At 41.8% G+C, this 23,877-nt stretch carries 24 protein-coding genes; 11 read left to right on the forward strand and 13 right to left on the reverse strand.

All coding sequences use genetic code 11. The features are described from left to right. The first annotated feature begins 196 nt into the window (after nt 1-196). Nucleotides 197-2,935 carry a preprotein translocase subunit SecA gene (gene secA / locus KW060_RS15380; protein ID WP_249036332.1) on the forward strand — a complete coding sequence of 913 codons (2,739 nt, stop codon included), beginning with the start codon at nt 197-199 and terminating at the stop codon, nt 2,933-2,935. Between the two features lie 77 nt (nt 2,936-3,012). Here secA and KW060_RS15385 read toward each other — a convergent pair whose 3' ends face one another. The 4 genes from KW060_RS15385 to KW060_RS15400 all read right to left on the reverse strand — a co-directional run bounded on the left by KW060_RS15385 (nt 3,013) and on the right by KW060_RS15400 (nt 7,185). Beyond that, a complete protein-coding gene (locus KW060_RS15385; protein WP_249036333.1) occupies nt 3,013-3,966 on the reverse strand; it encodes an acetyl-CoA carboxylase carboxyltransferase subunit alpha in 954 nt (317 codons plus the stop codon). 93 nt (nt 3,967-4,059) lie between these two features. Next, entirely contained in the window at nt 4,060-4,986 is a 927-nt protein-coding gene (locus KW060_RS15390) for a site-specific tyrosine recombinase XerD (RefSeq protein WP_249036334.1), read from the reverse strand. Nucleotides 4,987-5,007: 21 nt separating this feature from the next. Beyond that, on the reverse strand, nt 5,008-7,029 hold the full coding sequence (locus KW060_RS15395) for a hypothetical protein (RefSeq protein ID WP_249036335.1): 2,022 nt from the start codon (nt 7,027-7,029) through the stop codon (nt 5,008-5,010). A 15-nt stretch (nt 7,030-7,044) separates the two neighbouring features. Continuing rightward, entirely contained in the window at nt 7,045-7,185 is a 141-nt protein-coding gene (locus KW060_RS15400; protein ID WP_249036336.1) for a hypothetical protein, read from the reverse strand. Between the two features lie 157 nt (nt 7,186-7,342). On the opposite strand from KW060_RS15400, the gene KW060_RS15405 reads away from it, so the two are divergent. From KW060_RS15405 to KW060_RS15415, 3 genes are read left to right on the forward strand one after another with little or no spacing between them, the layout of a single operon-like run. After that, the gene (locus KW060_RS15405) at nt 7,343-8,020 is read left to right on the forward strand and encodes a shikimate kinase (protein ID WP_249036337.1); all 678 of its coding nucleotides are present in this window, start codon (nt 7,343-7,345) and stop codon (nt 8,018-8,020) included. Next, nucleotides 8,001-9,095 carry a 3-dehydroquinate synthase gene (gene aroB, locus KW060_RS15410; RefSeq protein ID WP_249036338.1) on the forward strand — a complete coding sequence of 365 codons (1,095 nt, stop codon included), beginning with the start codon at nt 8,001-8,003 and terminating at the stop codon, nt 9,093-9,095. Before KW060_RS15405 ends, aroB begins: the two co-directional genes overlap by 20 nt. A gap of 4 nt (nt 9,096-9,099) precedes the next feature. Further along, nucleotides 9,100-10,371: an HlyC/CorC family transporter gene (locus KW060_RS15415; protein WP_249036339.1), complete on the forward strand. Its 1,272-nt coding sequence runs from the start codon at nt 9,100-9,102 to the stop codon at nt 10,369-10,371. On the opposite strand, the gene KW060_RS15420 is transcribed toward KW060_RS15415, so the two are convergent. From KW060_RS15420 to KW060_RS15435, 4 genes are read right to left on the reverse strand one after another with little or no spacing between them, the layout of a single operon-like run. Further along, complete coding sequence (locus KW060_RS15420; RefSeq protein ID WP_249036340.1) at nt 10,372-10,728, reverse strand: helix-turn-helix domain-containing protein; 357 nt, start codon at nt 10,726-10,728, stop codon at nt 10,372-10,374. Further along, entirely contained in the window at nt 10,725-11,279 is a 555-nt protein-coding gene (locus KW060_RS15425) for a Smr/MutS family protein (RefSeq protein WP_249036341.1), read from the reverse strand. The genes KW060_RS15420 and KW060_RS15425 overlap by 4 nt, the downstream gene beginning before the upstream one ends. Further along, nucleotides 11,279-12,481, reverse strand: a complete 1,203-nt coding sequence (gene mltA, locus KW060_RS15430) for a murein transglycosylase A (RefSeq protein WP_249036342.1) — start codon at nt 12,479-12,481, stop codon at nt 11,279-11,281. The genes KW060_RS15425 and mltA overlap by 1 nt, the downstream gene beginning before the upstream one ends. A 14-nt stretch (nt 12,482-12,495) precedes the next feature. After that, nucleotides 12,496-13,209 (reverse strand): Tim44/TimA family putative adaptor protein, encoded by a 714-nt coding sequence (locus KW060_RS15435; protein ID WP_249036343.1) that lies wholly within the window; start codon nt 13,207-13,209, stop codon nt 12,496-12,498. 130 nt (nt 13,210-13,339) lie between these two features. Here KW060_RS15435 and KW060_RS15440 point away from each other — a divergent pair, with 130 nt between their 5' ends. Together KW060_RS15440 and secB are read left to right on the forward strand one after the other, a co-directional pair. Then, nucleotides 13,340-13,828: an FxsA family protein gene (locus KW060_RS15440; RefSeq protein WP_249036344.1), complete on the forward strand. Its 489-nt coding sequence runs from the start codon at nt 13,340-13,342 to the stop codon at nt 13,826-13,828. A 118-nt stretch (nt 13,829-13,946) separates the two neighbouring features. Next, on the forward strand, nt 13,947-14,459 hold the full coding sequence (secB, locus tag KW060_RS15445; RefSeq protein ID WP_249036345.1) for a protein-export chaperone SecB: 513 nt from the start codon (nt 13,947-13,949) through the stop codon (nt 14,457-14,459). Nucleotides 14,460-14,527: 68 nt separating this feature from the next. Here the strand turns inward: secB and dnaQ are convergent, their stop codons facing one another. From dnaQ to KW060_RS15470, 5 genes are read right to left on the reverse strand one after another with little or no spacing between them, the layout of a single operon-like run. Then, nucleotides 14,528-15,202, reverse strand: coding sequence for a DNA polymerase III subunit epsilon (gene dnaQ / locus KW060_RS15450; RefSeq protein WP_249036346.1), 675 nt, complete (start codon nt 15,200-15,202; stop codon nt 14,528-14,530). Further along, entirely contained in the window at nt 15,195-15,791 is a 597-nt protein-coding gene (gene coaE / locus KW060_RS15455) for a dephospho-CoA kinase (protein WP_249036347.1), read from the reverse strand. Before coaE ends, dnaQ begins: the two co-directional genes overlap by 8 nt. Before the next feature lie 3 nt (nt 15,792-15,794). Continuing rightward, nucleotides 15,795-16,643, reverse strand: coding sequence for a shikimate dehydrogenase (locus tag KW060_RS15460; RefSeq protein ID WP_249036348.1), 849 nt, complete (start codon nt 16,641-16,643; stop codon nt 15,795-15,797). Further along, complete coding sequence (locus KW060_RS15465) at nt 16,636-17,229, reverse strand: Maf family protein (protein ID WP_249036349.1); 594 nt, start codon at nt 17,227-17,229, stop codon at nt 16,636-16,638. The genes KW060_RS15460 and KW060_RS15465 overlap by 8 nt, the downstream gene beginning before the upstream one ends. Continuing rightward, the gene (locus KW060_RS15470; RefSeq protein ID WP_249036350.1) at nt 17,229-18,062 is read right to left on the reverse strand and encodes a pyruvate, water dikinase regulatory protein; all 834 of its coding nucleotides are present in this window, start codon (nt 18,060-18,062) and stop codon (nt 17,229-17,231) included. Before KW060_RS15470 ends, KW060_RS15465 begins: the two co-directional genes overlap by 1 nt. 349 nt (nt 18,063-18,411) lie before the next feature. On the opposite strand from KW060_RS15470, the gene hemE reads away from it, so the two are divergent. The 5 genes from hemE to nhaC all read left to right on the forward strand — a co-directional run bounded on the left by hemE (nt 18,412) and on the right by nhaC (nt 23,861). Next, nucleotides 18,412-19,449 (forward strand): uroporphyrinogen decarboxylase, encoded by a 1,038-nt coding sequence (hemE, locus tag KW060_RS15475; protein WP_249036351.1) that lies wholly within the window; start codon nt 18,412-18,414, stop codon nt 19,447-19,449. Between the two features lie 6 nt (nt 19,450-19,455). Further along, nucleotides 19,456-20,421, forward strand: coding sequence for a ferrochelatase (gene hemH / locus KW060_RS15480; RefSeq protein WP_249036352.1), 966 nt, complete (start codon nt 19,456-19,458; stop codon nt 20,419-20,421). Beyond that, on the forward strand, nt 20,421-20,879 hold the full coding sequence (gene hemJ, locus KW060_RS15485; RefSeq protein WP_249036353.1) for a protoporphyrinogen oxidase HemJ: 459 nt from the start codon (nt 20,421-20,423) through the stop codon (nt 20,877-20,879). The genes hemH and hemJ overlap by 1 nt, the downstream gene beginning before the upstream one ends. A gap of 150 nt (nt 20,880-21,029) precedes the next feature. Then, a complete protein-coding gene (rho, locus tag KW060_RS15490) occupies nt 21,030-22,286 on the forward strand; it encodes a transcription termination factor Rho (RefSeq protein ID WP_249036354.1) in 1,257 nt (418 codons plus the stop codon). 108 nt (nt 22,287-22,394) lie between these two features. Continuing rightward, nucleotides 22,395-23,861: a Na+/H+ antiporter NhaC gene (gene nhaC, locus KW060_RS15495; RefSeq protein ID WP_249036355.1), complete on the forward strand. Its 1,467-nt coding sequence runs from the start codon at nt 22,395-22,397 to the stop codon at nt 23,859-23,861. The last annotated feature ends 16 nt before the right edge of the window (nt 23,862-23,877 follow it).

A 23,877-nucleotide genomic window follows, 5' to 3' on the forward strand; every position in this document is an offset into this window, starting at 1 on the left:
GTTATTATCATTCAAATTATCAATATCCCTCTATATAGGCCCTGAAAAGTTGCAATGTCCATATTTTCTCTTAAAAATATCAATTATATAGCCATCAAACATTGACAGATGGGGCGGACAATCTTATGTGTCTACACATATCAATTGATCAATAAATAGGCGCCTGCGTTACATGAGCGCCATATAGGAAAAAATAATGCTGGGACTTTCCAAGATTGCCAAAAAGTTATTTGGTACAGCAAACGACCGTTATCTTAAGGGGCTAGAGCCTAGAATTAATGCCATTAATGCGATGGAACCTGAAATTCAGGCACTTTCTGATGACGAATTAAAAGGCAAGACCGCAGAGTTTCGCGCGCGCCTTGAAAAGGGCGAAAAACTTGATAGCTTGCTTGTTGAGGCATTCGCGGTTGTCCGTGAAGCAGCCGTGCGCACATTAGGTCAACGTCATTATGACGTACAGTTGATCGGTGGTATTGTTCTTCATGAAGGTCAGATTTCAGAAATGAAAACAGGTGAGGGTAAAACACTTGTTTCCACACTCGCCGGATATCTGAACGCGTTACCGGGTAAGGGCGTCCATATTGTGACGGTGAATGATTACCTTGCCAGCCGCGACGCAGAATGGATGGGGCAGGTCTATCGTTTCCTTGGTATGACTGTGGGCTGTATCGTTCCAAATATTCCTGATCATGACAGAAAAGCCGCTTATGACTGTGATGTCACCTATGCAACCAACAATGAACTGGGATTTGATTATCTGCGCGATAATATGAAATTCCATGCCAGTGCCATGGCGCAGCGCGCGCCGCATTTTGCCATCGTTGACGAGGTTGACAGTATCCTGATCGACGAAGCCAGAACACCACTGATTATTTCCGGACCAACAGAGGATAAATCGGAACTTTATGTTTCCATCGATAAGATCATCCCTGAATTAAATGATGATGATTACGAACTTGATGAAAAAAGCCGTAATATTTCCCTGACGGAAGAGGGCATGGAACATCTTGAGGATGTTCTGAAAAAAGCGGGCATCATCAAAACAGATAATCTATATGATTATGGCAACGTTGCTGTGGTTCATCATGTTAATCAGGCGCTAAAAGCGCATAAATTATTCCAGGCCGAAAAAGATTACATCGTAAAAGATGGCGATATCGTTCTGATCGATGAATTTACTGGCCGTATGATGGATGGACGACGCCTTTCAGAAGGCCTGCACCAAGCAATTGAAGCCAAAGAAGGCGTTGAAATCCGCACAGAAAACCAAACGCTTGCGTCCGTAACATTCCAGAATTATTTCCGTCTTTATGAAAAACTGTCCGGTATGACCGGTACAGCCGCAACAGAAGCCGCGGAATTCGGTGATATTTACGGTCTGGGTGTAATTGAAATTCCAACACATATCGGTATTAACCGTATTGATGACCACGATGAAATTTACCGCACAGCAGCGGAAAAATATAACGCCATCGTTGATTGCATCGAAGAATGCCATAAATCCAAACAACCAATTCTTGTTGGTACCGTCAGCATTGAAAAATCAGAATATCTTTCTGATATGCTGAAAAAACGCAAAATCAAACACAATGTTCTTAATGCGAAATACCACGAAGAAGAAGCCTTTATCGTTAGTCAGGCTGGCCGTGAAGGCGCCGTAACCATCGCCACCAACATGGCGGGCCGTGGTACGGATATTCAGCTTGGCGGTAACCTTGAAATGCGCGTCGAGCGAGAGGTCACTGAACAAGACGAAGCGAAACGCGCAAAACTGATCGAAAAGATCGAAGCAGAAATCGCGGAAGAAAAAACACGCGTTAAAGAAGCAGGCGGTCTTTTTGTTCTGGGTACTGAACGTCACGAAAGCCGCCGCATTGATAATCAGCTACGCGGTCGTTCCGGCCGTCAGGGTGACCCGGGTTATTCGAAGTTCTATTTAAGTATGGAAGATGACCTGATGCGCATTTTCGGCGGCGAACGTATGGACAGCTGGATGCAAAAACTTGGTTTTGAAGAAGGCGAATCCCTTGTTCACCCGTGGCTTAACCGTGCCGTTGAAAAATCACAGGAAAAGGTTGAAACACGAAACTATGATATTCGTAAAAACCTTCTGAAATTTGATAATGTGATGAATGATCAACGCCGCGCTATTTATGATCAGCGCCGCGAAGTTATGACAGAAGATAATCTGGACGAAACCATTGCAGATATGCGTGAACATTTGGTGGATGATCTTATCGGCAATCACATTCCAGCAAAAAGTTATCCGGAAGATTGGGATATCAAGGGTCTTTCAATCGAATCAAAACGTGTCTTTACCACAGATTTCGGTATGGAAGAGTGGGCCGAGGAAGAAGGCATTGATGACGAAGCCTTCGCAGACCGTATGGTTGAAGAAGCAGATAAATTCATGGCCAAGCGCACAGCAGAAATCGGCCCTGAAATTATGCGTCAATTAGAGCGCACCATTCTACTGCAATCCATCGATAGCCATTGGAAAGAGCACCTTTCCCAACTTGATCATTTGCGTCAGGTCGTACAGCTTCGTGCTTATGGTCAGCGTAACCCGCTTGATGAATATAAAACGGAAGCCTTTTCTATGTTTGAAGACATGTTGACCGGGACCCGTGATAATGTTGCGATGTTACTGGCTCACGTTGAACTGCGCCGTGAAGAACCGGTTCCTGATCTCGCCGAACCTGACATGGACAATATGAGCGAAAGCCACCCAGGAAGCAGTGCATCACAAGCACCCGCCGGTGGCGGCAACCCTGGTGCATGGACAAAAACACCACGCAATTCACCTTGCCCATGTGGAAGCGGTAAAAAGTATAAACACTGTCATGGTGCGGTTATGCCAAAAGTAGGCCGTAATGACCCATGTCCATGCGGAAGCGGCAAGAAATATAAGCACTGCCACGGTGCTTTCTAAAAAAAGCATTCTAAAATAAGTCACAAAAAAAGCGCTGATGAATTTCAGCGCTTTTTCTTTAACTGTATGTGTAAGATTTAAAGCCCAACATTCCCCATGTTAAGGAACTTTTCACTACGCAGTTCTTTAATCTTATCTGCACTGATGGCTGAAAATTCCATTAAGGCATTATCAATCGCTTTCCCAACAGATTTCATCGTCTTATCATGATCGCGGTGCGCGCCGCCAATTGGCTCTGGAATAACTTCATCAACCACTTCAAGTTTATGAAGGTCATGTGCCGTAATCTTAAGCGCATTTGCCGCGTCTTCTGCTTTTTCATTGGTGCGCCATAGGATGGATGCGCATCCTTCTGGTGAAATAACGCTGTAAACCGCATGTTCCATCATCAGAACCTTATTACCAACCGCAAGTGCCACCGCACCACCAGAACCACCTTCACCAATAATCACGCTAATAAACGGCACTTTAACGGCAAGGCAGGCTTCAGTTGAACGGGCAATGGCTTCTGCTTGACCGCGTTCTTCGGCACCAACGCCCGGATATGCACCAGCCGTATCAACAAAAGTCACAATCGGAATATTGAATTGATCCGCCAGTTCAAACAGACGAATGGCTTTACGGAAACCTTCCGGTCTTGCCATGCCGAAATTATGCTTGATGCGGCTTTCAGTGTCGTTGCCTTTTTCATGACCAACCACCATTACCGTCTGACCGTTAAAACGACCAATACCACCAATGATCGCATGATCGTCGGCAAAGCCACGGTCGCCAGATAACGGCATAAAATCAGTAAACAGGTTTTCAATGTAATCCGATAAATGTGGTCTGTCCGGATGGCGAGCCACTTTAATTTTATCCCATGAAGAAAGTTTCGCATATGTATCACGAAGAAGTTTATCCAGCTTCTTTTCAAGTCGCGTTACTTCTTCTGCGATGTTAATCTCATCACCGCTTTCAAGGCTCTTCATATCACGAATACGGCTTTCAAGCTCGGCGATTGATTTTTCAAAATCCAAATATGTTTGCATTTAATATGACTTTACTCTTATTTTCGCAAAAAATTCCTTATACCCTTATGTCAGATAAAAGGCGATAAAAAAATGACCCTAAATCCCCATCCTTTATTTGCCCGCAAGTGGATGTTTGCTCTGCACGAGTGATTTCAACCGCTCTTCAAGCACATGCGTATATATTTGTGTGGTGCTGATATCTGCGTGTCCAAGCATTTTTTGTACGGCACGCAAATCCGCGCCATTAGATAATAAGTGAGTCGCAAATGCATGACGCACTACATGCGGGGATAATCTGTTGGGCATAATGCCGGCCTCAACACCAAGCGCTTTTAATTCCTTGGCGAAATATTGTCTGGTCAAATGCCCGCTTTTGCCGCGCGACGGGAAAAGCCATTTTTTATTATCCGCAAATTTTAATTTACCGCTCGAATCTTTTGCCGTTTTTAAGGCGGTCATGTAGTTCTGAACAGCATTTAAGGCCCTCTCGCTTAGGGGAACGAGCCTTTCTTTTTCCCCTTTACCAATCACATAAATATAGGGCTCACCGCTTCTAAATGCATTTAATGGTAAATTGACAAGTTCGGAAACCCGAAGTCCTGTTGCGTATAAAAGCTCTAATAACGCAAGCAGCCTTAAATCATTCACATGGCCGGATTTTTCTGCTTTATTGCTTGCTTCATCTAATAATGTTGAAACTTCATCTTCGCTTAAGAGCTTGGGAAGCGACCTTCCTGTCTTGGGACTATCCAGATCAAGCGCAGGATTATCGCCCCTTAACCCTTCTGCATATAGGAATTTATAAAACTGTCTTAGACAACTTAATTTTCTGGCGGCCGTACTGGCTGCAAAATCCTGTTTTTCAAGTAACGACAGATATTTTTTAAGGTCGTCAGATGAAGCACCCTTTAATGAACAGCCCGTCATTTCCACAAAAAGTTCAAGGTCGCGGCGGTAACTTTCAAGGGTGTTTATGGATGCCGCCCGTTCGGTCAAAATCATTTCCAGAAATACATCTATCAGATTTTGATCGTTCATATGCAATCCTAAAACGGATGATTAAAAATCGTTGGCGACCAAAGCTTCCAGCGCAACTGCTCGTGCTTCTTGTTCAAGACCAAAACTTCTAAGCAGTCTAATAACTGTGCTAACACCCGCTGCATCAAGTTTTCCCGGTCCGTCTTCACCCATGGCAATTAAACTAAGAATGATGGCTTCTGCGGGTTTATTCTCACCAACGGCACGTACCATTTCCCGCCAAACACCAAGTGATATCGGACGCGTTCCTTCAAGTGAATTATTGCTAATCAGTTCTTGCCATTTAGCATCACCCACACTGTGGCCAAGTGCTTCCGCCACCGAATAAAAAAGCGTCGCGCGCCCTTCGCGGTTTTCAGGGGACAGAACCATTTGACCGTTCCACCATAAATCAAGAATATCGGCTGACCATGGAACCTCGTTGATATCACCGGAAAGCACAGCCAAAGGCCAAATGTTGATTAAGGCCGTCGTTGCTTCTGCATCACCTCTAACGGCAAGGCGGCGCACAAATTCGTACCATTCGTAAGCACGGTCAGCTTCGCCAGCCAAAAGCAAGCCACGCGTAATTTGATGGGCATAACCCGTCAGCCTAGAACTTGGTACAATTGATTTTAGTGCTTCCGCGTTAAGGGCCGCTTTGCGGCTCATATCATTATTCAAAGCCGCCTTATTCCAGATAACATCCAGTATGGCGACCCGCTCAAAATCATTCATTTGACGTTCCGCCGCCTGATAAAGCAGCACATCCGCAAGCGGACGATCATCAAATTCTGCCATTCTGACGGCATTCTGATATTCAATCTCGGAAAATTCCTGACCGTCATATATGCTTTTTAAAGTTTCAAGTGAAAGACCGCCGGAAAGATTGCTTTTAATTGCAGCTTGAAATCTATTTTCCTGATTTACATTAGGATTAATCACCATGGCGCTGATGATCAAGGCAGAACTATTTTCAATTAGCTGCGCGTCGATTGTCTGATCCAACATGGACAGCATTGTATAATTTAGCGGATCAAGCGATGTAATCCCTGTACTTAAAAACGGAAGGCGCATGTCCGGCTCTTCCATCAGTTTATTGGCCAGATCAATAAAAATAAAATCAGCGTTATCCTGTTCAGCCAGCATATCAAGCGCGATTTGCGCGCCCATTTGATCTTCTTCCATAATGCGGCAGAAAACAGTCATTTTTGACCAGAATACATCATCCTGGCTCATGCCCTGTCCGGATTGCATGGATGAAAAGGTTGAAACAGCAAGTGAATTACCGGACCGTCTTCTAGTTTCCTGAAAATCTGCTGCCATCTGACACGCACCCAGATAATCACCACCAAGAAGCAAAATCTCCGTATTTTGAATGCTGTTTTTCAGGGTTTCTTCCGGTAAGGCCTGTACAAACATCACCAGATCTTCGAGGTTGCCGCGTTCAATTAATTTATTCAGGCGTAAATTAATAAAATCTTTTAATAATGCCTCATCAAAAGGCTGTGGTTCAGTCATGAAATCATTTACAGCCATCATATTTTCTGTTTCATCAACAAGCGGTACCCCTGTCGGTGCGGTTGTTACAGAAAGTAATAGCTTTCTTGCAATTTCATCCATCACTGGTGAATGCGACGGCAATGTTAATGATTTCAACAGTACATCAATTTTTTCAATCGATGACGGTTGCCAGATATTCTTATCTAGTCCTGAATATCCATTTGATAAAATGCCAAATGCCGCCGGGTCATCATCCTGTTCATCGGGAATTTCCACTTCAGGAAGAACATCAATATTTCCGTCTATTTCTTGCGTGGATACGGATTGAACATTGTTAAGGCGTTCTTCTGCGGATCTTGAAATTTCAACATCATCGGGAAAATAGGGCCCCGGCAGTCCAGAAGGAAACAATATGGAACGGGGATCCGTTTCCGCCTCGCTTCTTTCCTGAATAGCAGACCTAACATCAACGCCTGTTTCCTGTGCAAACACAGGGGACATAAATGACGTTGCTATAGCGGTTATCAATAAGGATGATTTTAGGGCGTTTTGATTGAACATCGGCAAAGGATTTCCTTAATTCGGGAACATATCATCCGGAAGTGTTTTTTCGACACGCTCGCTTGGTGCCGGGATATCGGCTGTCATCAGGTAAATGCCTGCGCCGACAATGCCAACTACTATTAAAATAATCAGAACTAGCCACAATTTTGCCATTGGTATATTGACCTCAGTAATATATTAAAAGAATGAATATAAATAAGACACCATACTAACCGTGTCGCGGTCATTGGTAAAGTGCACTTTAAAACTTAAGGAAAAATATGTTTATTTAATGGCTAATCCCGTTAAACGCATGTAAACAGAAAACATAATGAATAGTTTTAATAGAAAAAGAAGAAAAAACCTTGCGCCGCGACTGAGATACCCGCTGAGAAAAAGTATTGCACTCGTCGGGCTTATGGGCAGTGGCAAAACAACCGTTGGTGTGCGCCTTGCAAGACGTCTTCATTTGAAATTTATGGATAGTGATCAGGAAATTGAAAAAGCCGCCGGTCACACCGTCAGTGAAATTTTTGAAAAATTTGGCGAGGAAGATTTCAGAAAAGGCGAAAGACGGGTTATCAACCGCCTTGTCAATCAAGATAAGAAAATTGTCTTGGGTACAGGCGGCGGTGCATTTATGGACAAAAAAACCAGAGGCAGGCTTAAACGCCAAACCATCGTCATCTGGTTAAAAGTAGATGTGGATTTACTGGTTGAACGCACTTCGAAACGGGATACAAGACCGCTACTTCGAAAAGGAAACCCCAGAAAAATTCTCACCAATCTGGCAAATGAACGCTATCCGGTATATGAAGAAGCACATATTGTCGTTGAAAGCGGGCAAGGCCCCCACGATAAAGTGGTTAATGATATCATTTGGAAACTGAATAAATATCTGGCCATTGAGAAAAAGAAATATCAACGCCGCATGGCCCGCAAAAAAGCGCGCATGGCGAAAGAAGCAGAAAAATCAGGCGAACAAAAAAATGAAAACAACAACAGTTGATCTGGGAAATCGCAGTTACGATATTTTAATCGGTGAAAATCTATTAGATTCTGCCGCGGATCACGTTCGCCCACACTTAAACCGCAATAAAACGGTTATTATTACTGATGAGAATGTCGCCAGATATCAACTTTCAAGACTTGAAAAAAGTTTTGATGATAATGGCATCGATTATGAAACGATTATTTTACCTGCTGGCGAAACCACAAAATCATTCAGTATGCTGGAAACCCTGTTGGATCAATTACTGTCTTTAAGACTTGAGCGAAAAGACACCATCATTGCCTTTGGTGGCGGGGTTATTGGCGACCTTGTTGGCTTTGCTGCAAGCGTTTATCAACGCGGCATTGATTTCATTCAAATCCCGACCACTTTACTTGCGCAGGTGGATAGTTCCGTTGGCGGCAAAACAGGCATTAACACCAAGGCTGGTAAAAATCTTGTGGGCGCTTTTCATCAACCGAAACTGGTTCTGATTGATGTTACAACACTGAAAACATTGGAACACCGCCATGTTATCGCCGGATACGCCGAAGTTGTGAAATACGGCCTGATTAATGATGCTGATTTTTTCAGCTGGCTTGAAAAAAATGGTAAAGAACTTGTTGAAGGTTCAAGTGAATTACGCACAGAAGCCATTTTGAAAAGCTGCGAAGCAAAAGCGAACGTTGTTGCCGAAGATGAAAAAGAAAAAGGCGCCAGAGCACTATTAAATCTAGGGCATACTTTCGGCCACGCGTTAGAGGCAGAAAACGGTTACAATGATGCATTATTCCACGGTGAAGCGGTGGCCATGGGCATGATCATGGCATTTGATTTATCCGTGAAAATGGGGCTTTGCAGTGGTAATGATGCCGATAGAGTAAGAAATCATTTTGACGAGATCGGCGCCCAAAAGGCATCAACATTTGATTTTGACGTTTCAAAATTGCTTCATCATATGAAAGGCGATAAAAAAATGTCAGACGGCAAACTGACATTTGTAATCGCAAACGGTATTGGCAAATCATTCCTTTCAAACAATGTTGATATGGATGATGTGCGTGATATCCTGAAAGACGCGCTTAAAGGATAACCCCATGGAAACGGAATTAATTTCCGCCGTCATTGCTATTGTCTTTCTAATCGTTTTTTCCGGTTTCTTTTCTGGTTCTGAAACTTCGCTTACTGCTACATCCGCATCCAATATGCACAAAATGTCAAAAGAGGGCGATGAGCGGGCAGGGCTGGTTGAAAAGCTAATTTCTGATCCAGAAAGCCTGATCGGCGCTATTCTTCTTGGGAATAATCTGGTTAATATTCTGGCGTCTGCGCTTGCCACATATATTTTCATCGAACTATTTGGTGAATTGGGCGTGGTTTATGCCACCTTTGCCATGACAGCGGTTGTGCTTATTTTCGCGGAAGTCATGCCAAAAACATATGCTATTTCCAACCCGGAAAAAGTGGCCATTAAAGTCGCCCCAATTATCAATGTTTTTGTAATTGTTCTATCCCCTATCGTCAGGCTTATTCAATTAATAGCCCGCGCAACCCTTAGGCTTTTTGGTATTAACACAAGAGACAACCAAAAAGTACTAACACCACATGATGAAATTCGCGGCGCCATTGATCTTCAGGCACATGAAGGCGGCATTGTAAAAGAGCATAAAGATATGCTTGCGGGTATATTGGATCTCGAGGAAATTTCAGTTGAAGATGTAATGGTCCACCGCAAGAATGTGGAAACCATCAATGCAGATGATGATATTGACGATATTTTCTTACAAATCGTCAGCAGCCCTTATACAAGACTTCCTGTTTGGCGCGATGATCCGGATAACATTATCGGGATTGTCCATGCGAAAGATGTGCTTAGGACAACCCGCAGAAATAAAGGTGAATTATGCAATGATTCACTGAACGATATTATTTCGGAACCTTGGTTTGTTCCGGAAACAACCACACTTCGTGACCAGTTAAAAATGTTTCTCGCACAAAATGCCCATTTTGCCATCGTGGTTGATGAATATGGGGCGCTAATGGGGGTTATATCACTGGAAGATATTCTGGAAGAAATCGTTGGCGATATTGCCGATGAACATGACACATTAAACAGTGACGTGACCGTTTTAAAATCTGGCGCTATTGTTGCAGAAGGGCTTACCCCTATTCGCGATTTAAACAGGCAGTTTAACTGGAGCCTTAGTGATGAAGAAGCCACAACAATCGCCGGATATATTATTGATGAAGCTGAAATCATTCCTCTTCCAGGCCAGGAATATAAAATCGGCGATTTTAATTTTGAAATATTAAAACGAAAAAGAAATCAGATTACCTTGGTAAAAATTCATCCGCCGCTCGCCGAATAATCACTCTTTCGACTTAACTATTTCAAGCATTTCTTCAATTTTTTCCTGATCAAGATCACGAATATTTCGGCTTAATAGATTTACAAGTTCTGTTGCCTCTACGCTTAACCCCGATGTATCCACTGACACTTTTGGATGAGAGATTCTAGCCAAATTTTCCAGTTCTTCTGCCTCATCCCAAATGATGTTAAAAAAGCTGATGATCTGTTGAATAAGCGGCCAAGACGGTCTGCCGCGATGCCCATGTTCAAGCGCAGAAAGGTACGCCGGACTGATGGCGAGCTTCTTGGCCATTTGTTTCTGGCTGATACCGCGCTCTTTTCTAAGCTCTCTCACTCGTTCACCAAATGGGGTCATGATATCCTCTTTAACACAACATAAAGTGCACCTGTTCCACCGTCTGAGGCAAGCGCATCCTGAAAAGAAACCACCATATGGCGCATGGAACCACCCGATAACCACATGGGTACTTCCCGTTTTAAAACACCGTGGCTATTTTCAAAATCACTAAACCGGTAAGCATCATAATCTTTTTTTACCCCTCCTTTTCCAGTCACCACAAGAACCACTCTTTTGCCGTTACGTTGGGAACGCTCAAGAAAGTGATATAATTTTTCATGGGCCTGAGCACAGGTCATACCATGAAGATCGATTTTGCCCTCTGGTTTTGCGCGTTTGTTTTTAAGTTTCTTGGACCAGTTGCTATCTTTTTCATGCAAACTCTCATGATTTGAAAGCGTTGATACCTTTTGATCCAGCTTTACTTTCTTTTTCGGGATTTTAATTTCAAATCGTTTTCCCTGATCAGTAGGCGTAGGAATTTTCACACGATCAGAAAGCCGTTTCACATCTTTCGTATAAACTTTCCAAAGATGTTTTTCCTCGTCCGTGAGGTCACGGCGCGCCATTATCCATTCGTCCCGGAAAGAATATCAGCCGCCACTTTTTTAGGCACGAGCAGATAATACATTCCACGGTCTTTCATTGGCCCCGCTTTTAATTCAGCCTCATCACCAATGCCCCAATAAACATCGCCGCGAACTTTTCCTTTAATGGCACCGCCCGTATCCTGCGCAATTACAAGTCTTTTTAAATGGGGAACCTGTTCCATTGTTTCATTATCTGTTGCCGTTTCTTGATAAGTCTCTAACCAAAGCGGCATACCAAGGGGAATGTGGCTTCTATCAACGGCAAGTGACCTGCCGGGGGTTAACCCAACACCAAGGCTGCCAACCGGTTTATCGGTCTTTCTTTCCTGAAAAAACACATAAGACGGGTTTTTCCACATCAGCTCATCTGATTTTTCCGGGTTCTTCATCATCCAGTCGAGGATTGCCTGTAGCGACATATCTTCACGCGCAACATCACCGCTTTCGATTAAAAACTGACCAATGGCGCGGTATGGTCGACCATTACGTTGCGCATATCCCATATGCATAATCTCACCTGATTCTAATTCGATAAAACCTGAACCCTGAATTTGTAAAAAGAAACTATCCTCTTCTTTTTCAAGCCAAACGAGCTCAAGATTCTGATCATTCAATGCGCCCTGGGCTATTTCTTTGCGGTCTTTATAGGGAACAAATTTGCCATTTTCCACTTCGCCGATAATCGAACGCCCCTTTAAACGCTGATCAAAATCACCAAGGTTTAAGGCCTGTAGATCATTTGGAATAGCATAAAGCGGCGCACTATATTGTTCTGATCTGGTTTTTGACCCCTTATAGAGCGGGGCATAATATCCAGTGAAAAGTCCTTCTTCCTCTTTCATAAATGAAAGAGCGGTGAAATGACTTTCAAAAAAGGCCCGCGCATCAATCGCATTCGCATTTTCAAGCAGGCTTGCCGCCTCACATGCCGGTTTCCAGTCTGCGGCCAAACCAAACCCGTTATATTCTCGGGTGTCAGGATATCTTAAAAGACGTGTGCAGGATATTTGAAAGGATTGGAATGCTTTATCATGTTCATCATCATTCCAACCATTTAATTGGGCAAGTGGAATTTCACGATATTCCTGTTCAGGGGGCGGCAAAGGAACAGGCACAAATAGGATATAAAGCGAAACAACAAAAAGTCCGAGCAATACGGCCAGTGCTGAGAACTGCTTCATAATTTATTTGATCCTTATGCTTCGCTGGTTGAAACTAATGTCCAGTTCGGGTCATTGCGTTTTACATCACGGCAGAATGTCCAAACATCAACAATAGGCACAACTTTTTCTGGGTCACCTTCTACAACATTACCGTCTTCATCTTTAATAACGATGGTCATGTGGCTGCTGTATTTAACCGTAAGTTCCGCCATTGAACCTTGAATGCTGGCATCAATAAGTTCGATTTTTTCAACGTCTTCTAATTTGTTTTCAAATGTCTTTCCGTCATCCTTCATGGATTTTATGGCATCTTCAAACTGGCCAAATACATCACGGTTTAAGAATGTTTTTAATGTTTTACTATCCCCAGTCCAAAAGGCGTTTAAAATCATACCGTAAGCATATTCAGCGCCATCAATGAAAAGCGGCAAAGTAAAACTGCGATCAAATTTACAGATTTTTTCCAGTGTCCCATAAAACGGTGATGTTTTCTTTACGCCAACATCAAATGCTGGCTCAGGGGCTGGTTTTTCATTTTCATCATTTAAGCCAGACCTAATCGGAATAACATTTTCATCATTTCTTGATCTATCCGGACGGTTATCCTTAAAAGGATTATTCTGTTTTTTTTCATCCTTGCCGTCATAACCATCACGTCGCCCTAATGTTCGGCGTAATTGCAAGATGATAAAGCCGGCCACAAAGGCAAGTATAATAAGTGATAAACTTTCTGAATCGTTGTTCATTCTCTATCCTGAAAATATGTAGGACCGCATAAATTTGCGTCCATCCCTTGGCGTTTCAATTTTTAATACTATATTAGATAAACCATCATGTATATATAATGAAACACTATTTCAACATTATGGATTATTTATGCCATTAATATTTTTAATTACCTTTGTTACGGTAATCTATATGGAGTTTATCGTTTTTGCTGAAGTTGCCGATGGAATCGGTACTTTTTCGGCACTGCTTCTTACGATTTTGACAGCCGTTCTTGGAATTTACATCATCAGACAAGAAGGCATTAAAGTTCTTCTGAATATGAAGCAAACCGTTGACCAAGGTGAAAGCCCAGTTAAAGAATTAATTCACGGGTTTTTCCTGGCTGTTGCCGGTTTCTTTTTTCTACTTCCTGGTTTCATTACGGATTCTATCGCCATACTTTTTGCCATCGCACCCATAAGAGCCTTTTTGGGGGATATGATGGTGCAAGCCGGCAAAAGAAACTATCAAAATAAGCCGCGGTCTTCATTTTCCGGCGGCATTATCATTGATGGTGAATTTGAAGAAGCCCCAAAAGAAGAAACAGAAACACAAGAAACAATAAGCGAAGACAAAAGAAAAGATGATGATATTTAATCATACTTTTTCAAAAATATTAATTTAACCGCAGTTTTCGGCGGCTAATGCTTGTATAAAATATAAAAGCATGTTAGCAGACGAAAGATTTTAGAAATTTTATTTAGGAACAGACAACATGTCAGATACTACAGAACAAAATGAAGCACCACTAGAAGAAGGTGAAGTGCAAATCAGCATTCTTGGTCAATATATCAAAGACCTTTCATTTGAAAACCCAACACCGGCGCAAACAATTCAAAAGCTTGCAACGGAAAAGCCATCAATGAACATCAACGTAAATCTAAACGCCGCTCAAATCGGTGAAGATGTTTATGAAGTGGACCTAAAGATTACAGCAACTGCCGTTTCAAACGACGAAACAGCATTTGTTGCTGAGCTTCTTTATTCCGGTCTTTTCGGCATTAAAGGATTACCTGAAGATCAGCTTCAGCCGTTCCTGATGATCGAAGCACCACGTCAGATTTTCCCATTTGCACGTCGCATTCTTTCTGATGTTACACGTGATGGCGGTTTCCCACCATTAATGCTTGAGCCAATTGATTTTGCGGGCCTTTATCAGCAACAAATGCAACAAGCGGCTGCGCAGCAAGGTGAAGCACCTGCAGAAGATGATATCGTTGTAAATTAATATATTTACAGCACCTGAAATTTTAAAGGGCTCCTTTTACTCAAGGGGCCTTTTTTAATGGCTGATTTTTACCAGAGATTATTTTCAATTTTTGAAATAAATTCTTTATGACGAGCAAGCTCTTCCTCGCTTGCCGCGTGGGCACGTGGCTCTCTAAAGTTTCGAACCACATCCACCGTTTCTGTTGCAGCTGCTTTCTTTTTTTCTTCAGCCATAAGGCCCAAGCCCGTTTGACGTCCCCCCATAAGTTCCAGATACACATCCGCAAGCAGTTCAGCGTCAAGAAGCGCGCCATGTTTCACACGGTTTGAATTATCAATAGAAAAACGCTTACAAAGCGCATCAAGAGTATTATTCGCACCCGGAAATTTACGCCGCGCGATTGCCAATGTGTCAACAGCCCTTGTCGCCGGATAGGGTTTAAACCCAAGGTTTTCCATTTCCCAATTGATGAACTTCATATCAAATTCAGCATTATGAGCCACGAGGTTCATGTCACCGCAAAAATCCCTGAAATCAGCGACAATTTCACTGAATGTCGGTTTATCAGCAAGAAACTCTTCAGTAAGACCATGAACATTCACGGCGGCCGTCGGCATATCGCGTTCCGGATTGATATAAACATGATACACTTCGCCCGTTGGCAGATAATCATCAACAACCACACAGCCAATCTCAACGACCCGGTCACCATTAAAAGGGTCAAAACCTGTTGTTTCTGTATCAAATACAACTTCACGCATTGGAAAGGCTCACTTTTTCAAGAATTTCTTTTACTTGTCTTTCAGCATAGTCAAAACCCTGATCACTTTGAACAATAAAATCTGCCTTTTCGCGTTTTTCATTATCAGGAACCTGTTTTGATAATATTTCTGCAAACCTTTTTTCGGTCATATCTGGCCTTGCAAGAACACGTTCTCTTTGAACACTCGCTGGCGCAGAAACCACAACCACATAATCACATAATGTTTCATATGATTTTTCATAAAGTAGCGGGATATCAAACACGACCACATCATGACCATCTATTTTGGCCATTTCCACAAATTCATCTCTTTTATTAGAAACCATCGGATGAATGATTTTTTCAAGTTTTATTAAAGCGCCATCGTCGCCAAAAACGCGCTTGCCTAACTCTTTTCGGTCAATTTGATTATTATTTTTAACCCCTGGGAAAGCATCCTCAACCAGATCAACCGCCTCACCATCAATACCCATTAGTTCATGCACGATTGCATCACTATCAAAAACGGGGACACCCAAATCACGAAACATTCTGGCTGTTTCGGATTTTCCCATGCCGATTGACCCTGTGAGGCCCAGTTTGATCATTTCTTATTGTCCTTTCAGAGCTTCCAGTAAATGATTATTGAGCGCTTCATCCACAATCGGCTTTTTGCCAAACCATGCTTCAAAACCGGGTACAGCTTGGTGCAATAGCATGCCAAGACCATCAACCGTTTCATTACCACGTTCTTTCGCGCTTTTAAGCAGTTCCGTTTCAAGCGGGGCATAAACAATATCGTAAACGGTTGCTGATGTCGGTAAATTTTCAAGCGAAATTTCAAGCGGGCGTTGACCAGTCATGCCCAGTGTCGTGACATTGGTGAGAAGCGCAGCACCCTTTAACGCAAAATCGCGGTCTTCCCAATCTATAACTTTAATACGGTCATCACCAATTTCAGCTGCCAGTGCTTCGGCGCGGGATTTCGTACGGTTGGTAATACGAATTTCCGGCACACCATCATCTAGCAGACTAACAAGAACCGCACGGGCCGCACCACCAGCCCCCAATATTACCGCAGGGCCATTACCTGCTTTCCACTGATTTGATGATTGTTTTAAATGCATTAGGTAACCAATACCATCCGTATTTGCACCAATCATTTTACCGTCTTTAAAATAAACCGTATTTACGGCACCAATTTTTTTCGCACTTTCATCCACAATATCAACAAGACCTAACGCTTGTTCTTTATGGGGAACGGTTAGATTAACCCCGCTTATACCATTTTCAGATAAGTTTAATAGAAAGTTTGGCAGTTCATCCGCGGTCACGTGAAAGGCTTTATATTCACCATTGATGCCGTATTTATTAAGCCAAAAGCCATGCAATTTTGGCGAAAGACTGTGTGATATCGGGTCCCCAACAACACCAGCAATTAATTTATTATTTTCAGTCATTTATAATTTTTAAGTCCCGTAATTTCTTAAGTAATGGCAATAAGGGCAATCCCAATATGTCATAATATTCCCCTTTTATTTCAGAGAATAACTGAATACCAATATCTTCCATATAATAACAGCCAACCGAATGAATTAAAGCATCACCTGCTTTTTCCATATAGTCATTCAGAAATGCTTCGCTAAAATCTCGCATGGTTAGTTCCGGTTCGCAGGTATAAACCCAGATAATTTTGTCTGCTTTGGCAAGTACAATAGATGTGGTTAGGGTATGTTTTTTCCCACGGAAAAATTCAAGATGTTCTTTGGCCTCATTCTTATCTCTTGCTTTACTGAATAAATGCCCATCACAGGAAAGAATTTGATCTGCACCTAAAATGAAATCTTCGGGATGATCTTTTAAAACATATAACGCTTTTTCAGATGCCAATCTTTCCGCGATGTTTCGGACATTATCGCCTGTGCTTAACATTTCTTCTTTAATTGATTGTTCATCAATTGGCGCAGGTTTTGTTTCAAATGAAAGACCCGTATTTTCAAGTATCTTTTTTCGCGAAGCGCTTTTTGATGCAAGAATAAGCCCCATTATTTTTTTGCTGCCATTTCTTCATCATATTTATTTTTAAGGTTTATGATCGCTACTGATGTTTCCTCAATCGATCTGCGCGTGACATCAATCACCGGCCATCCCATTTTAGTAAATAACCGGCGCGATTCTTTCACTTCTTCCTTCACCAGGTCTTCATCAACATAATCTGTGGTTTTAGTTTCCTTTAATGTGAGGAGCCTGTTTCTACGGATTTGAACCAATCTATCTACGCTATTCACAAGACCGACAATAAACTTTCCTTCTGCTTTTGCTCTCTCAAGGTCTTGTGGTAACGGCAATCCCGGCACGATCGGAATATTTGCCGCCCGATAACCACGGTTCGCAAGATAAATACAGGTCGGTGTTTTTGAAGTTCTGGAAACACCAACCAGAATAATATCTGCATCCATCAAATTATCGGCAATCTGTCCATCATCATGGGCAAGCGTATATTGAATAGCATCAATGCGGTCAAAGTATTCATCATCCATTTGATGCTGAAGCCCCGGACGTTCGGATGGTTTTTCACCCACATGACGGCCTAATTCACGGATAATACCGTGAAGAACGGAAATATAGCGCCAGCCATGTTTTTTACAGCTGTCCACCAACACTTTTTCAATTTCATGATCCACCAGTGTAAACATAACAACACCTGGGTTTTCTTCCATTTCAGCAATAATTCTTGCCATATGGCGGGCCGTTCTGATCATTGGCCAATAATGTTTTACGGTTTCAATACCAGGAAACTGCGCGAGTGCTGCTTTAGCAACCTGTTCTAGTGTGTCGCCGGTGGAATCAGATACAAGATGAAGATGGATTTTTTTCATAAGAGTACTTTGCTTAAAAATGAATAACGTGAATAACGGGGATAAGTGTGTAATTTTTCACATTCATAAATTTTACTACCCGCAATTCATATTTGATACGTTTTTTTTCCTTTGTGAATAATTGTTATTCTGGTCATTTATAACTTTTAAATTAATCATCAATATTTGTTTATTTTATAGGGATTTTCATATATTAAAAGTGTGATTTTATACTGTTGATAATTACCTTAATATATTGTTGATAACTTTTAATCCACAATATCCACAGGAACAATTAACCACTACATCCTTTTATATATAAATAATATATAAGTAGTATTGTTCGTGTATAACTTTTAAGAATGAAAATATGACTGATAATAAGCTATTCATTAAAACTCTTCGTGGTGAAAAAACTGATCGTGTTCCTTTTTGGTTTATGAGACAAGCCGGAAGATATTTACCAGAATATATGAAACTTCGTAAAGAAGCAGGATCATTTCTTGATCTTTGTTATAATTCTGATTTTGCAACTGAAGTCACACTTCAACCCATTAGAAGATTTAATATGGATGCAGCCATATTATTTTCCGATATTCTGGTCATCCCGCACGCGCTGGGACAGGATTTGGCTTTCAAACAAGGTGAAGGTCCGGTTCTCACCCCTGTAGATAATCTTGAAAAGCTTGAAGCATTATCAACATCTAAGCTTCATGACCACCTAAGCCCTGTTTATAAAACGGTTTCTAACCTTTCAAAGGCATTACCTGATCATGTGGCGTTAATTGGTTTTGCAGGGGCGCCATGGACGGTTGCCACCTATATGGTCAACGGTAAAGGATCAAAAGATCAGGCAGAAACCCGTTTAATGGCCTATCAAGACCGTGAGACATTCTCCAAGCTTATAGATCTACTTGTATCATCAACATCAGAATATCTGATTGAGCAGGTCAATAACGGCGCAGAAGCGCTACAAATTTTTGATAGTTGGTCCGGCACGCTTCCTGCTGATGAATTTATCAAATGGTGTGTGGAACCGGTTCAAAAAATTGTTGAAAATATCCGCACTGTTCATCCTGATGTTCCAATTATTGGCTTCCCAAAAGGGGCAGGTGCCAAGATTAAGAATTTCATTAAGAAAACCAAGGTCAATGCTGTCAGTATTGATACATCAACATCATGCACATGGGTGCGTGATGTGGTTCAGCCGCTGTGTACTGTTCAGGGGAATTTAGATCCATTATTGCTTGTAAGTGGAGGAAAACCACTAGAAAATGCAGTTTATAACATTTTAGATCATCTAAAAGACGGCTCACACGTATTTAATTTAGGACACGGCATTATCCCGCAAACGCCGCCGGAAAATGTAAAAATGGTGTCTGATATTATTTTAAATTATAGAAGATAAAATTCTATGAGCAAAAAATGTGCTGTTGTTATGTTTAACTTGGGTGGTCCGGATAATCTGGACGCCGTGAAGCCGTTTTTATTTAATTTATTTTATGATCCGGCGATTATTTCTGTGCCAAATCCACTTCGGTGGATGATCGCAAAGACCATTTCCAGTAGACGGGCACCAATTGCGCGCAACATTTACCGTGAAATCGGCAATAAATCACCGATCCTTGAGGAAACGGAAAAGCAACGCGTTAAGCTTGAAAATATTCTAAATAATGAGCAAGAAGATGAATATAAATGTTTCATCTTTATGCGTTATTGGAAACCTTTTGCCAAAGATGTGGTGAAACAGGTTAAAGAATATAACCCGGATGAAATTATTCTTTTGCCACTTTACCCACAATATAGCATCACGACCACTGGAACCGGCATTATTGAATGGAATAAATGCGCCAAAAAAGAAGGGCTGATCAGCCCATATCGTGTGATTAAAGAATATCCTGATCATAAGTTTTTCGTAGAAACAATGGCGGATATGATCCGGGAAAAACTTGCAAATGTTGATGATAAAAATGCATATAGGCTTTTATTATCTGCGCATGGTTTGCCAAAGAAAACCATTGAAAATGGCGATCCATATCAAACACAGGTTGAACAAACCTGTGCTGCATTGATGGAAGTTTTAAAGGATCAAAATCTTGATCATGTGGTCTGTTATCAAAGCCGCGTTGGCCCGCTAGAATGGATCGGTCCATCAACAGAAGATGAAATTGAACGCGCTGGTGTTGACGGTAAAAATATCATCATGGTGCCTGTTGCGTTTGTGTCCGAACATTCAGAAACGCTTGTTGAGCTTGATATTGAATATAAAGAGCTTGCGGATGAAGCAGGCATCAAAGATTATGTCCGTATTGACACAGTTCAAGACCGTGATAAGTTCATTGACGGACTTGCAAGCCTTGTGACGGAGCACAGAATTTAATGATCGAAACATTAATTGAATTTTTTCAGGACTATTATTACTGGCTTCTGGCGCTTCATATCATTTCATTTATCAGCTGGATGGCAGGTATGTTTTATTTGCCACGCCTTTTTGTTTATCACACACGCTTAGAGGTGGGGTCCGATGCATCAGAAATGTTCAAGGAAATGGAAAGAAAGCTGCTCAGGATTATTATAAATCCAGCAATGATTGCCACTTGGGTGTTTGGTCTTGCGTTATCATTTGGACAGGATAGCTGGAACGCGGGCGGATGGTTTTATGTTAAATTTGCCGCTGTGCTCGCGATGTCAGGGTTCCATGGATACTTGTCATATTGGCGCCGCGCCTTTTACCGTGATCAAAATGAGAAGTCAGAAAAGTTTTTCCGCATGGTCAATGAAGTGCCAACTTTACTGATGTTTTTGATTGTATTTATGGTGATTTTAAAGCCATTTTAAGAGGTTAATTTTTTATCTTTGCTTGTATACAAAAATAGTTTATCATAAGCGAATAATCGCAAATGATTATATCTTCCTATTATTTTAATCAAAATTCTTGAAAATTCTCACACTACCGCATTTCTAATCATAACATTTTGGATATCTCCTATGAATCTATTGGACCTTAAAAAGAAATCCCCCGCAGACATTTTATCACTTGCTGAAGAAAATGATGTTGAAAATGCCAGCAACATGCGCAAGCAGGATATGATGTTTGCCATTCTTAAAGCTTATGCATCACGGGGAGAGGAAATTTCCGGCGGCGGTGTTGTAGAAGTATTACAGGATGGATTTGGGTTTTTAAGATCACCAGAATCAAATTATCTACCGGGCCCTGATGATATTTACGTCAGCCCGAGCCAGATTAAACGTTTTGGTCTAAGAACAGGTGACACGGTAGAAGGTTTGATCCGTGCACCGAAAGATGGCGAGCGTTATTTCGCACTTCTTAAAGTTTCTGCGGTAAATTATAAAGACCCTGATGCTGGAAAACACAAAGTTCACTTTGATAGTCTTACGCCGCTTCATCCAGACCGGAAATTTAAACTGGACCGTGATGATCCAACCATTAAAGACAAATCAACACGTGTTATTGATCTTGTGGCACCAATTGGATTTGGTCAGCGTGGTGTGATTGTGGCGCCGCCAAGAACTGGTAAAACGGTATTGATGCAGAATGTTGCACATGCCATTAAAGAAAATCATCCGGATGTGTTTTTGATCGTTCTTCTTATTGATGAACGCCCGGAAGAGGTAACCGACATGCGCCGCTCTGTTAAAGGGGAAGTTGTAAGTTCAACATTTGATGAACCAGCGAGCCGTCACGTTCAAGTGGCTGAAATGGTTATTGAAAAAGCAAAACGACTTGTTGAAAATAAATATGATGTCGTAATTTTGCTAGATAGTATTACTCGACTTGCACGTGCATATAACACGGTTATTCCAAGCTCCGGTAAAGTGCTTACCGGTGGTGTTGATGCCAATGCGCTTCAACGTCCGAAACGTTTCTTTGGTGCAGCGCGTAATGTTGAAGAGGGGGGCTCTTTAACAATCATCGCAACAGCGCTTATTGACACCGGAAGCCGTATGGATGAGGTTATCTTTGAGGAATTTAAAGGTACAGGTAACTCTGAGATTGTTCTTGACCGTAAGGTTAGTGATAAACGTATCTTCCCAGCGATTGATATTACCAAGTCCGGTACACGTAAGGAAGAATTACTTCTTGATGCTGGAACGCTCGCGAAGATGTATGTTCTTCGCCGTATCTTGATGCCAATGGGATCTGTTGATGCGATTGAATTCCTTCTTAATAAACTTAAAGATACTAAGGATAATGAAGAGTTTTACAGTTCGATGAATAACTAAACTATGCGCTAAAGGCCCAATATTATTGGGCCTTTTTTTATTGCTCGCATTTTTAGGATTTCTTTGCTTTAATCAGAAAAATTTCAAAATATTTAGGGAATATTTTTTATGTCAGATAATAATACTGCACGCGAACCAAGTTTTGTGGATGCTCTCATCCCGGTTGTTTCCTTGGTGTGTATGCTTGCTATATCCGTATATTTATATGGGGACGGATCATCATCGGGGGCTAATCAGATCGCCCTTATTCTTGCATCATGTATTACATTGATCATCGGTAAAAAGAATGGTTTCGAATGGCGCGAAATTGAAAAAGCCATTAAAGAAGGGATCGGCAATACGTTCGGTGCCATATTGATTTTGCTTTCGGTGGGGATGCTTATTGGTTCCTGGATTATATCGGGGACTGTGCCGGCTATGATTTATTATGGTCTTCAAATCATTAACCCGAATGTCTTTTATTTCACCGCCTGTATATTATCTGCGGTTGCCGCCATCAGTATCGGTAGTAGTTGGACTGTTGCGGGAACCATTGGTATTGGTCTAATCGGTATCGCAGCTGGCCTTGGCCTTGAGCCGGAAATTACAGCGGGTGCAATTATTTCAGGTGCTTATTTCGGTGATAAAATGTCACCATTATCAGATACTACAAACCTTGCGCCGGCAGTTGCGGGTACGGATCTATTCACCCATATCCAACATATGATCTGGACGACATTCCCATCAATTGCTATTGCGCTCGTTCTTTATCTGATCCTTGGTTTTACTGGTGAAATTAATGATTCAGCCATTAGTCTCGATGCTCAATTATCACTTATTGAACAAAATTTTGATATCGGGCTTTATTTATTATTACCGCTTGTTGTTGTCTTTTATTTGGCGATGAAAAAATACCCAGCGTTCCCATCACTTGTAATTGGTGCGCTTGTTGGTGTTTTCTTTGCGCTTATTTTCCAGCAGGATGTGATTATCAAGTTTGCGGATGCAGATGATGTTGAAGGTATCTTTGTTGTTATTAAAGGTATCTGGACTGCATTATTCGATGGTTTCACCGCTGATACTGGTGATACAGCGATGGATGAGCTTCTAACCCGTGGCGGTATGTCGAGCATGCTTAATACAATCTGGCTTGTGATGTGTGCTATTGTGTTTGGCTCTATCCTTGAAAAACTAGGCCTTCTTAAGAAGCTGGTTGTTGGTCTTATTGGTATGGCGAAAACAACTGGTTCGCTTATTTTGGTGACGGCGCTGACTTGTATCGGTGTTAACATCATGGCAGCGGATCAATATATCGCAATCGTTCTTCCGGGCCGTATGTACCGACTTGAATTTAAGAAACGTAACCTGGCGGCGAAAAATCTTTCTCGTGCGCTTGAGGATACTGGAACAGTGACGTCGGTTCTTATTCCATGGAATACATGTGGTGCGTTCTTCTCTGGTACACTTGGGATTGCGACGCTTGCATATGCGCCATATTGTTTCTTTAACCTGATTAGTCCGTTTGTATCAGTGATGTATGGTTACATGAATGTAAAGATTGCACCGATTAATCCTGATGAGGTAATGGCCGAATAATCACGGCCAGCCGAAA

Origin of the sequence: Pseudemcibacter aquimaris, from assembly GCF_028869115.1 — a bacterium.
Classification (GTDB): Bacteria; Pseudomonadota; Alphaproteobacteria; order Sphingomonadales; family Emcibacteraceae; genus Pseudemcibacter; species Pseudemcibacter aquimaris.